This window comes from Streptomyces hokutonensis (assembly GCF_000376565.1).
Lineage (GTDB): Bacteria > Actinomycetota > Actinomycetes > Streptomycetales > Streptomycetaceae > Streptomyces > Streptomyces hokutonensis.
Genome location: NZ_BARG01000007.1, coordinates 167,698 through 181,000, shown reverse-complemented (window position 1 = coordinate 181,000; position 13,303 = coordinate 167,698). Strand labels below are relative to the sequence as shown.

The following is a 13,303-nucleotide window of genomic DNA, read 5'->3' as shown; positions in this document are numbered from 1 at the left end:
TGGGAGGTCTCTCGCGGAGCCTCGGTCGCAGGACGCGGCGGAACCGTCGACCCAGCAGCCGCTACCGGGCGAGACGACGGCTCCTGCCGCGACCAGTCGGACGACTGACGCGGAGCCTCGCCCGCAGGGCGCGGTGGGACAGTCGGGCGCGGCGGGGTGTCGGAGGCTGCCGGCGGGGTCGGGCGGAGGGGTGGGCTCGTGTCCGGCCTGGTTTCCCGGTGCGCTTCGCCGGTGCCCGTCGCCGTCGGCCTGTGTGGCGGCCGGGGCGGGACTGTGGTGGGTCGTTCGGGGTTCGCGCGGCGCGGGTCGGTCGCGGACGGCGGCGGTGTGTCCGGGAAGCGTGCCGAGGCCGGCGGAGGGGGAGGGCTCACCGTCTCGGCGGCGAAGGGCGAGAAGGGCCGAACACCGGGGAAGCGCGGCCGGGTGTCGGAGGAGCCGACGGCCGACACGCCAACAGAACCTGAACCGGCTTCAGACCCCGTCCCAGACCCAGCCCCGGCCCCTGACCCAGACCCAGCTCCGGCTTCGGACCCCGTCCCAGACCCTGACCCAGCTCCCGTTTCGGACCTCGTCCCAGACCCAGCCCCGGACCCAGCCCCAGCCCCGGCTTCGGACCCCGTCCCAGACCCAGACCCAGCTCTCGTTTCGAAACCCGCCCCGGACCCAGCCCCTGCCCCGCTGCGGGCCCCAACCCCGTCGCGGACCCCCGCTCCATCGCGGCCCCCCGACCCACCGCCCGCGAAGCCGTCGCTCTCGAAGTTCTCAAAGTTCGTGAAGCTCTCGAAGCCGCCGCTCGCGAAGCCGTTGCCCTCAGACGCCCCGCGTGCGTCAGAACCGTTGCCCGGACGCCCGCCACGAGCCTCGAAGTCGTCGCCCGGAGAGACCGAACCCCCATCGAACCCGTTGCCCGGAGCCACTACGCGGTCCGCCCCCGAACCGTTTCCCCGGAAGTCGGCGCCCGCGTCGGCCCCGGCGCTCCGCCGCGCCGCGCGTCTCGCGTTGCCGCCCTCCCACCACCCCGTACCGGACTGGTCGCCACCCCAGGTCACCCTGCCGCTACCGCTCCCGGCCGACGCCCCGGGTCCGCCCTGCGCATCCTGCGTACCCGACACCGGCGGAACCGGAGGCACCGGAGGCATTGACGGAACCGGCGGAATCGGCGGAATCGGGCCCTGCCCCGAACCTGCCCCCGAAGCGGCCCCGGAAGATCCCCCCGTGCCGGAATACGGTCCGTCCAAGTCTTCGCCTGTTGTGTCGTTCACGGGCTGCGTCGAACTCCCCGAAGGGGCCTGCGGCGAGGTGGGACGGGGCGGTACGGGGGCGCGCCGCGCTTCCGTGCTCATGCACCCCCCGTTTCCTCGTACCCGGGCCACCATTTGTTTCTTGTGCGGGCCGGTGTTCTCCTGCCCTTGTTCGTATACGCACCGGCGTCCGCCCCGCCTCACCCGGCACGCTCACAAAAAAAATCAAAGCCGTCCCGAGCACGCATACCCGCCGCGGCGGACCGCCATCCCGGGCGCGGTCGAACGACCGGCGGCGTTTCCTCCGTGCGTGCGCGTCACTCTACGGGTTGCCCCCGCTCGAACGGGAACCAGTCCACACCCCCGGGGCTTCTGCCCGGAACGTCCCCCTACCCTGCGGTAATCCTGTCTGGCAGGCTGCGTTCATGACTGCGCGCGCCGCCGACCGGGCCCGTTACGACCGGGCCACCGCCCACCTCGACGCCCCTCTCGCGATCGTCGACCTGGACGCCTTCGATGCCAACGCGGACGACCTCGTCCGCCGGGCCGGTGGCAAGCCGGTCCGCGTCGCCAGCAAGTCCGTCCGCTGTCGAACCCTCCTCGAACGCGTCCTGGCCAGGGACGGCTTCGCGGGCCTGATGTCCTTCACGCTGGCCGAGTCCCTCTGGCTCGCCCGCTCCGGCTTCGACGACGTCCTCCTCGCCTACCCCTCCGCCGACCACGCCGCCTTCGCGGAACTGGCCGGCGACCCCAAGCTCGCCGCCGCCGTCACCGTGATGATCGACGACCCGGCGCAGCTCAAGCTCATCGACGACTCACGCGCCGGCGGCACCGAAGTGGTGCGTGTCTGCCTGGAGTTGGACACCGCGCTGCGGATGCTCGGCGGCCGGGTGCGCATCGGCGCGCTCCGCTCCCCCCTCCGCTCCCCCGCCCAACTCGCCGACATCGCAAGGACGGTGTCGCGTCGCCCCGGCTTCAAGGTCGTCGGGATCATGGCCTACGAGGGCCACATCGCCGGTGTCGGCGACTCCGTCGCGGGGCGGCCCTTCCGCTCCCGCGCGATCCGGCTGATGCAGGCCACGGCCAAGCGCGAACTCGCCGAGCGGCGCGCCGAGGTGGTGCGTGCCGTGCGGGCCGTCGTACCGGATCTGGAGTTCGTCAACGGCGGTGGCACCGGCAGTGTCCAGTACACCGCCGCCGAGGACTCCGTGACCGAGATCGCGGCGGGCTCCGGCCTGTACGTGCCGCGCCTCTTCGACAACTACACGTCGTTCAGCGCCCGTCCGGCCGCGCTCTTCGCCCAGCCCGTCGTACGGCGCCCGGGCGTCGGCGTGGTCACCGTCCTCGGCGGCGGCTACCCCGCCTCCGGCGCCGCGGGCCCCGACCGGCTCCCGGTGCCGTACCTCCCGGAGGGTCTGCGCTACGACCCCCAGGAGGGGCCCGGCGAGGTGCAGACGCCGCTGCTCGGCTCCCCCGCCGACGACCTGCTCATCGGCGACAAGGTGTGGTTCCGGCACGCCAAGGCCGGTGAACTGTGCGAGCGGTTCGACGCGTTGCACCTGATCGAAGGTGACCAGGTGACGGCCACCGTCCCCACCTACCGGGGCGAGGGCATGACCTTCCTGTGAGACTCCACGGGGTCAACTGCCCCCGCTCCGGCGGGGGTTCACGGACTACATCGGGGTGACGTACGCCCCCGAGATGCCACCGTCGACCAGGAAGTCGGCGGCGTTGACGAACGACGAGTCGTCGCTCGCCAGAAACGCGACGGCGGCGGCGATCTCGGTCGCCTCGGCGAAACGGCCGACCGGGATGTGCACCAGGCGGCGCGCGGCCCGCTCGGGGTCCTTGGCGAACAGCTCCTGGAGCAAAGGAGTATTCACCGGTCCCGGGCACAACGCGTTGACGCGGATGCCCTCGCGGGCGAACTGCACGCCCAGTTCACGGGACATGGCCAGCACCCCACCCTTGGAGGCGGTGTAGGAGATCTGGGAGGTCGCCGCACCCATCCGCGCCACGAAGGACGCCGTGTTGATGATGGAGCCCTTGCCCTGGCGGCGCATGTAGGGGATCGCGGCCTTGCAACACAGGTACACGGAGGTGAGGTTGACGTCCTGGACGCGCTTCCAGGCCTCCAGGCCGGTGTCGAGGATGGAGTCGTCGTCGGGCGGCGAGATACCCGCGTTGTTGAAGGCGATGTCGACGCTGCCGTAGGTGTCGAAGGCGGCCTTGAAGAGCGCCTCGACCTGCTCGGGGTCGGTGACGTCGACCTTCACGAAGAGCCCGCCGACCTCGTCGGCCGCCGCCTTGCCGTGGGTCTCGTCGATGTCACCGCAGACGACGTTGGCCCCCTCGGAGGCGAGCCGCCGCGCGGTGGCGAGGCCGATGCCGCTGCCGGCTCCGGTGATGACGGCGGTACGGCCGACGAGTCGCCGGCAAACAATCTCTGAGGTCACTGTGCGGGGCCCTCCGTGCTGGTGGAGACGTTGGTGGGGGAGACGTCGCTGATGAAGACGTTCTTGGTTTCGGTGAAGGCGGTGAGCGCGTCCGGGCCGAGTTCGCGGCCGATCCCCGACTGCTTGAAGCCGCCGAAGGGGGTCCAATAGCGGACGCTGGAATGGGAGTTGACGGACAGGTTGCCCGCCCGGACGGCCTTCGAGACGCGCAGCGCGCGGCCGACGTCCCGGGTCCAGATGGAGCCGGAGAGGCCGTAGTCGGTGGCGTTGGCGAGGGCGATCGCCTCCGCCTCGTCCTCGAAGGGGAGCACTACGGCGACGGGGCCGAAGACCTCCTCGACGGCCACGCGTGCGTGCGGGTCGACGCCGGTGACGACGGTGGGCGGGAACCAGAAGCCGGGGCCCTCGGGCGCCTTGCCGCGGATGCCGGCCAGGTCGTCGGTGACGTACGAACGGACGCGCTCCAGCTGGACCTTGGAGATCAGCGGGCCCATGTCCGTCTTCTCGTCGGCCGGGTCGCCGACCGTGACCCCCTCGATCGCGGGGGTCAGGAGGTCCAGGAACCGTTCGTAGACGCCGCGTTGGACCAGGATGCGGGTGCGGGCGCAGCAGTCCTGGCCGGAGTTGTCGAGGAAGGACATGGGGGCAGCGGCTGCGGCTGCCTCGATGTCGGCGTCGGCGAAGACGATGTTGGGGCTCTTGCCGCCGAGTTCGAGGGTGACGCGCTTGAGGAGTTCCGAGCCCTTCGCCAACACCTGTTTGCCCACGGCCGTCGACCCCGTGAACACGATCTTCGCGACGCCCGGGTGCTCGACGAGCGCGGTGCCCGTGACCGGGCCGTGGCCGGGCAGCACCTGGAAGAGACCCTCGGGAAGGCCTGCCTCCAGGGCGAGTTCGGCCAGTCGGAGCGCGGTGAGCGGGGTCGTCTCGGCCGGCTTGAGGATGACCGCGTTGCCCGCCGCGAGCGCGGGGGCGGTGCCCCAGGCGGCGATCGGCATGGGGAAGTTCCAGGGCGCGATCACGCCCACCACGCCCAGCGGTTCGAGGATCGTGACGTCGAGGCCGCCCGCGACCGGGATCTGACGACCCGTCAGCCGTTCCACTCCCCCGGCCGCGTAGTCGAGCAGATCACGGACGTTGCCGGCCTCCCAGCGGGCGTTGCCGACCGTGTGCCCGGCCTCGCGCACCTCCAACTGGGCAAGTTCTTCCAGGTGTTCGTCCACCGCGGTCGCGAAGCGGCGCAGCAGGCGGGCCCGGTCGGCGGGCGGCAGGGCGGCCCACTTCGCCTGGGCCCGGGCGGCGCGTACGACGGCGGCGTCCACGTCGGCCGCGGTGGCGGCCGGGACGGTGGCGATGACCTCCTCGGTGGCGGGGTTCAGTACGTGCAGCGGGTGCTCGGCAGGCAAGGGAGTCCTCACAGACGTTCGTCGGCAGGCAAAGGGAGCGGGGTCCTCACAGACGTTCGAAGGAGCGGCGCAGCTCCCAGTCGGTGACGGCGGCGTCGAAGGCCTCGAGTTCGACGCGCGCCATGTTGCGGTAGTGCGCGACGACCTCGTCCCCGAACGCGGCCTTGGCGATCGGGCTGTTCTCCCACAGCTCGGCGGCCTCACGGAGGTTGGTGGGCACGTGCGCGTACTCGCCGGTGTAGGCGTTGCCGACGCAGGCCTCCGGCAGCTCCAGCTTCTGCTCGATGCCGTAGAGCCCGGCCGCGACAAGCCCTGCCACCGCGAGGTGCGGATTGACATCGCCTCCGGGCAGCCGGTTCTCGAAGCGCATGGAGCGGCCGTGGCCGACGACCCGCAGCGCGCAGGTGCGGTTGTCGTAGCCCCAGGCGACGGCGGTCGGCGCGAACGAGCCCGGCTGGAACCGCTTGTAGGAGTTGATGTTCGGGGCGTAGAGCAACGAGAAGTCGCGGAGCGCGGCGAGTTGGCCCGCGAGGAAGTACCGCATGACCTCCGACATGCCCCCCTCGCCGTCTCCGGCCATGGCGTTGCCGCCGTTGCCGTCGCCGAGCGAGAGGTGGATGTGACAGGAGTTGCCCTCGCGCTCGTTGTACTTCGCCATGAAGGTGAGCGAGACGCCTTCCTGGGAGGCGATCTCCTTGGCGCCGGTCTTGTACACGGCGTGCTGGTCGCAGGTGACGAGGGCGTCGTCGTAGCGGAAGGCGATCTCGTGCTGGCCGGGGTTGCACTCGCCCTTGGCGGACTCGACGGTCAGCCCGGCGGCGGCCATCTCGTTGCGGATCCGGCGGAGCAGCGGCTCGATGCGCCCCGTCCCCAGCACCGAGTAGTCGATGTTGTACTGGTTGGCCGGGGTGAGGCCTCTGTAGTTGGCGTCCCAGGCCTGTTCGTACGTGTCCTTGAACACGATGAACTCCAGCTCCGTACCGACCTGCGCGGTGAAACCGTGCTCGGCGAGGCGCTCCAGCTGGCGGCGCAGGATCTGGCGGGGTGCGGCGACCACCGGCGATCCGTCGTTCCAGGCGAGGTCGGCGATGAGCATGGCGGTGCCCGCGTTCCAGGGCACACGGCGGAGGGTGGAAAGGTCCGGGTGCATGGCGAAGTCGCCGTAACCGCGCTCCCAGGAGGACATCGCGTAGCCGTCGACCGTGTTCATCTCGGTGTCGACGGCGAGGAGGTAGTTGCAGCCCTCGGTGCCGTGTCGGAGCACGTCGTCGAGGAAGAAGCGGGCGGCGAACCGCTTGCCCTGGAGCCGGCCTTGCATATCGGGGAAGGCCAGGACGACAGTGTCGATCTCGCCACTGGCGACGAGGGCGTGCAGCTCCTCGACGCTCAGCGGGGGTGTGCGGTCTGCCACGGGAAAGCTCCTTCGGCTTCTGCGCGCTTTTTCCGGCCGGGCCGGAAGCCATAAGGTATTGCGGAGAACCATTGCTTGGGAAGGGGGTGCCGCCATATGTCGCTGGATGCGGAGGACGGCGTCGAGGACCGGTTGACCCCGGTGCTGCGGCCGGTGCGGGCGGGCAACGGCTTCGAAGAGGCGCTGGAACAGATTCTGCAGGTCGTACGGCTGGGGCTGGTGCCGGGGGGCGAGCGGTTGCCGGCCGAGCGGGAGCTGGCCGAACGGCTGGGGATCAGCCGGGTGACACTGCGCGAGGTTCTGAAGGTACTGCAGGACCAGGGACTCGTGGAGTCGCGGCGCGGGCGCTACGGCGGGACGTTCGTGCTGCCGAAGTCGGACGCCGGCGGCGAGGACGAGCTGCGGCGGCGGATCAGCGCGGTCGACATCGAGGACGTGCTGCGGTTCCGGGAGGTGCTGGAGGTCGGCGCGACGGGCCTGTGCGCGACGCACGGCCTGAACGCCGAGCAGGCGGGCCGTCTGCGCGACGCCCTCGCCCGCACGCACGACGCCCCGCTCGCCGACTACCGCCGCCTGGACACCCTGCTCCACCTCACCCTGGCCGAGCTGTGCGGCTCCCCGACCCTGACCGCGCAGTACGCGGCGGTACGTGCCACGGTGAACGACCTCCTCGACTGCATCCCGCTCCTGGTCCGCAACCTGGAGCACTCGCAGCGGCAGCACATCGCGCTGGTGGAGGCGGTGCTGGACGGGGACGCGGACGGGGCGCGGGAGATGATGCGGGAGCACTGCGCCGGGACGGCGGCTCTGCTGCGGGGCTTCCTGGCGTGACGGGTGGGGTTGTCTAATGGTCCCCGTCAAGTCCATTCACGTCGCTTCGCGGTCGGAGGAAAGCATGGCGGGCAGGCCGCTGATCGGCATCAGTACGTATCTGGAGGCGGGAGCGCGCTGGGGCGCCTGGGAGCTGGAGGCCGCGCTGCTGCCGGCCGGCTACCCGCGCCTCGTCCAACAGGCGGGCGGCCTCGCCGCGATGCTGCCGCCGGACGCCCCCGAGCACGCGGCGGCGACCGTGGCCCGCCTGGACGGCCTGGTGATCGCGGGCGGTCCGGACGTCGAACCGGTCCGCTACGGCGCCGAGCGCGACCCCCGCACCGGCCCTCCCGCCCTCGCCCGCGACGCCTGGGAACTCGCCCTGATCGAGGCCGCGTTGGCAGCCGGCCTCCCCCTGCTGGGCATCTGCCGCGGCATGCAACTCCTGAACGTCGCCGTGGGCGGCACCCTCGTCCAGCACATCGACGGCCACGCGGAGACCCCGGGAGTCTTCGGCCGCCACCCGGTCAAGCCGGTACCGGGGACGCTGTACGCGACAGCGGTACCGGAGGAGACCTCGGTCCCGACGTTCCACCACCAGGCCGTGGACCGTCTGGGCGCGGGCCTGGTGGTCTCGGCCTGGGCCGAGGACGGCACGGCAGAGGCGGTCGAACTCCCCTCCGCAGACTGGGTGTTGGGCGTCCAATGGCACCCGGAGATGGGCGAGGACCTGCGCGTGATGCGGGCGCTGGTGGAAGCGGCCACGGTCGCTACTACGACACGACCGTCCCCCACCGCGTCCTGAGCCAGCCGAGGGCCGCGTCACCCTGCGCCCGCTGGAAGGCGCGCAGGGTGGGGAGACCCGGCGGCGGAGGCAGCAGCGAGTGCTCGACAAAGAACGCGGCGAGCCCCGCCAGGGTGGCGGTGACACCGGCCGGATCAGCACCCTCGGCAAGGGGATGCCGACGGAACAACTCCTCGGGATCCGGCCCGCCCTGAGCCCGCACGCACGGCAGCATGACCAACAGGTCGAACCAGGGTGCGGCAAGAACGGCATGCGGCCAGTCGACGAAGACGACCCCGCCGTCGTCCGTGAGCAGCATGTTGTCGGCACGCAGATCGCAGTGCGCGAGAGTGCCACCGGAGGCGAACTCGGCCCAGGGCGCGGCGAGTCGGGCAAGCTCGGGAAGATGCTCGACCGTCCAGGGGTCGAGCCGCCCGCCGACATCCCCCACCTCCCCGTCGAGCAGACGCCGCCACCCGTCGAAGTCGTGGGCAAGTCGGTCGGCCACGGGTGGTGCGACGACGGGAGACGGCGTGAGGGTACGGCCGAGCCGCTCCACGGCACGCAGCACCCGCGCCAACTCGCCTTTCCGCCAAGGGACATGGGGCTGCCGCCCCACCACTTCCTCGAAGACCAGCACAACCCAGGTGCCGTCGTCGTGGCTGCCGAGAAGACGAGGGGCGGGAACCCCGACTGGGAGGGCCGCAGCGTTACGAGCCTCGGCGCGATGCAACTCCGGGCTGTGCGGGTTCACTTCGGCACTGACCGCCTTGACGAAGGCCCGAGTGCCGTCGGCTGTCCGCACCCGAGCGGCAGTGCCCGGTGAGAATCCGCCGACCTGAGTGACGGCCCGGGTCACGGGCGAACCGAGCAACCGCGCGACGGCGTCGTGGACGTGGGCGGGGAGAGCTTCCCAGGGCGTACGGACGCCGGTGGCGGGCGGGGCGGTGGGAAGAGCCATGCCGGTCATGGTGAGGGAGGGACACGGGCGCGTGCCAAGGGTTTTCGCCCCCCCGGCGTCAATACTTCGGGCTGGGGTGACGCATCGCTCGGCTGCTCCGGGTCCTGTCGCGCACTTCTCAGCGCGGAGTCGGGGTGGCGCACCGCTCGCCCTACCGGGCCAAGGCCGCGAGCCTCTCGGCTTACTGAATCGGCGGAGCGCGCCCCCTCGGCCCACCGAGCCCGGGTCGCGAGAGTCTCACTCCACCAAACCAGGGCCGCACCCCCTGGCCCCACCAAGTCAGGGTGGCGCACCGCTCACTCCACCGCGCCAGGGCCGCGAGCCTCACGCCCCACCGAGCCGAGGCCGCACACCTCTCAACTCACCGAGTCGGGTGGTGGGTGGGCACAGGTCGGGGGTCTGGGGGCGGAGCCCCCCGGGACGGGACGCTAACCCCGGGTCAGGGACAGGAGCTCGCGGGCCGGGCCTGTCGGGCGGTGGCCCGTGGGCCAGACCGCTCTCAGGTCTCGGGCCAGGGTGAGGCCCTCGACCGGGATGCGGACGAGGCGGCGGGTCGACAGTTCCTCGCCCACTGCGAGTTCGCTGAGGACAGCCGGGCCCGCTCCGCTGACCGCGGATGCCTTGACCGCCGTAGTGGAGGACAGCTCGATGAGAGGGCGGGCCAGGCCGCCCAGGGCCGCGTCCAGGACCTGGCGAGTGCCGGAGCCCTTTTCCCGGAGGATCAGCGGTGTGGACGCCAACTCCGTCGCGGGGACGGGGCGTCGGCGGCGGGCCCAGGGGTGGGTCGGGGCTGTCACGACGATCAGGTGGTCGTGGGCGATCACCGTGGAGTCCAGGCCGGGCGGTACCGACAGGCCCTCCACGAAGCCCAGGTCCGCCTCGTCGGACAGGAGCTGCTCCGCGACCGTCGTGGAGTTGCCGGCCAGCAACGACACCGCCGTGTCGGGGCGTTGGGAGCGCAGGGCCAGGAGCCAGCCGGGGAGCAGGTACTCCGCGATGGTCATGCTCGCGGCGACCCGGAGCCGGGAGTCGCGCCGGTGCCGTAGCGCCTGTGCACCCGCGTCGAACGCGGCGGCGGCCTCGACGACCCGCCGCGCCCAGTCGGTGACCAGAGCACCCGCGTCGGTCAGGCGTGAACCTCGCGGGGAGCGGTCCACCAAGGCGACACCCAGCTGCCGTTCCATCGAGCGGATCCGGCTGCTCGCCGCCGGCTGGGTGATGCCGAGCTCGCGTGCCGCGCCGCCGAGGCTGCCGAGCCGGGCCACCGCCAGCAGCAGTTCCAGCGCGCCCAGATCCGGCACCCGGTGCGCTATCGAACCTTCCCGCCCGCCGTCCGTCTCGTCACTGCTCATAAATCCAGTTTATGTCTCTGCCCGACAGGCGGATACCGGCCAGGACACCTGAAGCCACTCCGACCAGGGGCTTCGCAGCGGCGAGGGGCCAGTCGGGCCCACCTGGAGAACGGCCGGTCATTCAGGTCAGGTATCACCGCCGGTATCACGCCCCGACCTGCGACTTCTCAGCAACTCCCGTGAACCAAGCGGCAGTTGATGTGGACAGCGATAACTACTCACCGTAATATTTAACTACATACAGTCACCAAGTGGTGGCCGCCCCGGAACAGGAAGAGGAAGAGACGATGGCTCAGACCGCAGCCCCCAAGACCCCGGCCGCCAAGGCCACCAGGAGCACCGGCGCCGCCGAGACGCCCGCCGCGCCGGTCGCGGACGACCTCAGCGCCCTTCTCGCCCCCAAGCGCTACGAGGCGGGCACGAGCAGCGTTCCCCAGGAGGTCGCCACCTTCGTGGAGAACGCGTACGAGGCGTGGCAGACGGACAAGAACGCGTGGCAGGTCGTCACCCTCAGCGGCCCCGAGGCGCTTGAGCGCGTCTTCAAGCAGGCTCGTCGCTACTGCTTCGACCGAGAGACCAAGCTGACGTTCCAGCGTCGCCGCACCGACAACCCGAGCGAGCTGGTGTACCGAGTGCGGGACAAGATCGCCGTGAAGCGCACCAAGAAGTAGCGGGCGTTCCCAGAAGCGGCGTGACGCGGACCAGCGCGTCACGCCGCTTCTCGTTGCGCTAGGAGGCGAGCGTCACGGGCATCGCCAGCCATGCGACCGAGTGGGTGCCCGTTGCGCGGCACGACCTAGTTGCACACGTGCGCACACTCACGCGTGAGTGAGGCGAGACAGAGGCGAGCGAGAGCTGAGACTCACGGCTTGACGCGCTGACCGTGGTCAGATGAAGCGAGCGAGGCGAGGCGATGGTGCGCGAGAGAGTGAATGGGCGAGCAACGCTACGGAGAGCGTGGCGATGGGCCTGACTCTCTTCGTATAGGGCGCCGTGGAGGTCGGACACCTGCCGGAAATTGCAATCCGTCCGCGCCAGCTCCTTCTAAGCGTGTCCACACGTTTCTTCTCTCGGCACGAGTCCCGCGCACGTAAGCATGTCCACACCTACCGCAGCGCCTCGATCGCCCGGAGGACCAGATCTCGGGCCTCCGCCCCGTACACGGCCGAGGCCCGGAGCTCCTCGAAGGCCTTGAGGTAGAGGGCGATCTCCGACGGCTGGTTGATCCGCACCCGCGCCGACACGAGCTCCACCGACACCAGCTTGTCGTCGTAGACGTGGAAGGTCTCCCTCGGCCACTGGGCACGCTCCGTGGCCGTCATCGGGATGATCCCCAGGGACACCGCGGGCAGCGCCCCGGCGGTGAGCAGGAAGCCGAGTTGGGCCGCCATGGCGTCCTCGTCCGCCATCCGGCAGCGGAGGACGCCCTCCTCCATGACGAGCACGAACCGGCGCCCCGGCTCGTACAGCACGCGGGAGCGCTCCACCCTGGCCCGCGCCGCCGCCGCGCTGTCGTCCACGGGCACGTCCCGGAACCGGGCGGCGCTGGCCAGGACACCCGCGGCGTACCCCTCCGTCTGGAGCAGCCCGGGAACGAGCGTGGCGGAGTAGACCCTGAACAGCTCGGTGTCCTCGAACAGCCGCGCCGAGCCCTCCTGGAGCTGCCTGAGGCCGTTCCGGATCTGGTGGCGCCACTCCCGGTACATCGACTCGGCGTTGAGGGACTGGACGATGAGGTCCTGCGCCTGGCCGACCGCCCCGGTCGCCTCGCACCAGGCGCGGATGTCCCGGGCGGACGGGGCGGTGAGGGCGTTCTCCACCCGGGAGGTCTTCGCGTGGTGCCAGCCGCACGCCGCCGCCAGTTCCTTGACCGTCAGCCCCGCCTCCCGGCGGAGGTCGCGCAGGCGCCGGGCGACGGCCTCGCGCGCGGCCTGGGCAGAGGAGGACGGGGAGACGGACATCAACGGGCCTGACGTTCCTTGCTCTTAGCGGATCTCGTACCGGTCGTGTGGCGTGGCGCGGCCCCAGACGGCCTCAAACGCCTCGGCGCACAGCTTCGCAGACGCCGGGTCGTCGCTCAGCTCCTGGCCCGCTGAGCCGCCGTCACCGGTGAAGTGGTTCCAGCGGATCAGGCGGCCGTCGAGGAGCCAGAAGTCGTTGCCGGGCAGCGCGAGGTCCGAGGCCCGGCGGCGGGGCAGCCAGCGCACCTGCTCCCCGGCGGCCACGTTGGTGAAGGTGAACGAGTGCTCGTAGCGGATGTACTCGCTCACCGGCTCGGAGACGACGCGGGCCCGGCGCACCTCGACCCCGCGGGCGACCGTCTCCTCGACCAGGCTGAGCCACGGCCGCCACCAGGACGCGCGGTCAGCCGGGTTGAGCCGGTGCCCGTCGCGCCAGGCCGCGAACCGCTCGGCCTCGCTGGTGACGGCGTAGACGTCGCGCATCTCCAGGTGAACGGCGGACCGCTCGCAGCCCGCGAGGAGCTCAGCGAACGGCGGCACGCTCGACGACATCACACGCCTCCCTGATCATGCCGACCATCCTGGCCGGGATGCGCACCACGGCCTCCCCCTCCGGGACGCCCCTGCCGTGGCCGGGCACCTCGAACGCGGCGCACTCCGCCTCCAGTTCCGTGCCCGGCTTCCACCCCTGGAAGACGAGCTCCCCCTTCTCCTGGTCGACCCACACGGTGGGGCTCTCGTCGTCACCGGTGTTCGGGTCGATCCCGATGAACCGTAGCGTCACGGCGTTCTCCGCTCTCTCGGTGTGCAGATTTTTGCGGTCTATTCTCCCCCAGGTGTGAGCCCGGTCAACCCGTGGTGACCCGTCCACCTCCCGCCGGGTGAGGTGGGTTGCACACTTCTGCACACGCCTGGCTTTGA

The 13,303-nt window shown here is 71.2% G+C and carries 12 protein-coding genes; 4 read left to right on the top strand and 8 right to left on the bottom strand.

Annotation, left to right across the window (positions count from 1 at the left end; translation table 11 throughout):
- Nucleotides 1-1,666 precede the first annotated feature (1,666 nt).
- Nucleotides 1,667-2,869, top strand: coding sequence for an amino acid deaminase/aldolase (locus SSP08S_RS03530; protein WP_019066195.1), 1,203 nt, complete (start codon nucleotides 1,667-1,669; stop codon nucleotides 2,867-2,869).
- Nucleotides 2,870-2,914: 45 nt separating this feature from the next.
- Here SSP08S_RS03530 and SSP08S_RS03525 read toward each other — a convergent pair whose 3' ends face one another.
- The 3 genes from SSP08S_RS03525 to SSP08S_RS03515 are packed head-to-tail and all read right to left on the bottom strand — an operon-like array spanning nucleotide 2,915 to nucleotide 6,514.
- Nucleotides 2,915-3,697, bottom strand: coding sequence for a 3-oxoacyl-ACP reductase (locus tag SSP08S_RS03525; protein ID WP_019064934.1), 783 nt, complete (start codon nucleotides 3,695-3,697; stop codon nucleotides 2,915-2,917).
- A complete protein-coding gene (locus tag SSP08S_RS03520) occupies nucleotides 3,694-5,103 on the bottom strand; it encodes an aldehyde dehydrogenase family protein (protein WP_019066194.1) in 1,410 nt (469 codons plus the stop codon). The genes SSP08S_RS03525 and SSP08S_RS03520 overlap by 4 nt, the downstream gene beginning before the upstream one ends.
- Before the next feature lie 46 nt (nucleotides 5,104-5,149).
- Nucleotides 5,150-6,514: a glutamine synthetase family protein gene (locus tag SSP08S_RS03515; RefSeq protein WP_019066193.1), complete on the bottom strand. Its 1,365-nt coding sequence runs from the start codon at nucleotides 6,512-6,514 to the stop codon at nucleotides 5,150-5,152.
- 96 nt (nucleotides 6,515-6,610) lie between these two features.
- On the opposite strand from SSP08S_RS03515, the gene SSP08S_RS03510 reads away from it, so the two are divergent.
- Together SSP08S_RS03510 and SSP08S_RS03505 are read left to right on the top strand one after the other, a co-directional pair.
- Nucleotides 6,611-7,345, top strand: coding sequence for a FadR/GntR family transcriptional regulator (locus SSP08S_RS03510; RefSeq protein WP_019066192.1), 735 nt, complete (start codon nucleotides 6,611-6,613; stop codon nucleotides 7,343-7,345).
- Between the two features lie 64 nt (nucleotides 7,346-7,409).
- The gene (locus SSP08S_RS03505) at nucleotides 7,410-8,129 is read left to right on the top strand and encodes a gamma-glutamyl-gamma-aminobutyrate hydrolase family protein (RefSeq protein WP_019066191.1); all 720 of its coding nucleotides are present in this window, start codon (nucleotides 7,410-7,412) and stop codon (nucleotides 8,127-8,129) included.
- Here the strand turns inward: SSP08S_RS03505 and SSP08S_RS03500 are convergent.
- Nucleotides 8,098-9,069, bottom strand: a complete 972-nt coding sequence (locus SSP08S_RS03500; protein ID WP_019066190.1) for a phosphotransferase family protein — start codon at nucleotides 9,067-9,069, stop codon at nucleotides 8,098-8,100. The genes SSP08S_RS03505 and SSP08S_RS03500 overlap by 32 nt on opposite strands.
- A gap of 428 nt (nucleotides 9,070-9,497) precedes the next feature.
- Nucleotides 9,498-10,421 (bottom strand): LysR family transcriptional regulator, encoded by a 924-nt coding sequence (locus tag SSP08S_RS03495; protein WP_019066189.1) that lies wholly within the window; start codon nucleotides 10,419-10,421, stop codon nucleotides 9,498-9,500.
- Nucleotides 10,422-10,708: 287 nt separating this feature from the next.
- Here SSP08S_RS03495 and SSP08S_RS03490 point away from each other — a divergent pair, with 287 nt between their 5' ends.
- Nucleotides 10,709-11,092: a hypothetical protein gene (locus SSP08S_RS03490; RefSeq protein WP_019066188.1), complete on the top strand. Its 384-nt coding sequence runs from the start codon at nucleotides 10,709-10,711 to the stop codon at nucleotides 11,090-11,092.
- A gap of 435 nt (nucleotides 11,093-11,527) precedes the next feature.
- Here the strand turns inward: SSP08S_RS03490 and SSP08S_RS03485 are convergent, their stop codons facing one another.
- From SSP08S_RS03485 to SSP08S_RS03475, 3 genes are read right to left on the bottom strand one after another with little or no spacing between them, the layout of a single operon-like run.
- Nucleotides 11,528-12,382, bottom strand: a complete 855-nt coding sequence (locus SSP08S_RS03485) for a helix-turn-helix domain-containing protein (protein WP_019066187.1) — start codon at nucleotides 12,380-12,382, stop codon at nucleotides 11,528-11,530.
- 24 nt (nucleotides 12,383-12,406) lie between these two features.
- Nucleotides 12,407-12,934 carry a DUF6879 family protein gene (locus tag SSP08S_RS03480; protein ID WP_026178146.1) on the bottom strand — a complete coding sequence of 176 codons (528 nt, stop codon included), beginning with the start codon at nucleotides 12,932-12,934 and terminating at the stop codon, nucleotides 12,407-12,409.
- Complete coding sequence (locus SSP08S_RS03475; protein ID WP_019066185.1) at nucleotides 12,906-13,166, bottom strand: hypothetical protein; 261 nt, start codon at nucleotides 13,164-13,166, stop codon at nucleotides 12,906-12,908. Before SSP08S_RS03475 ends, SSP08S_RS03480 begins: the two co-directional genes overlap by 29 nt.
- Nucleotides 13,167-13,303 lie beyond the last annotated feature (137 nt).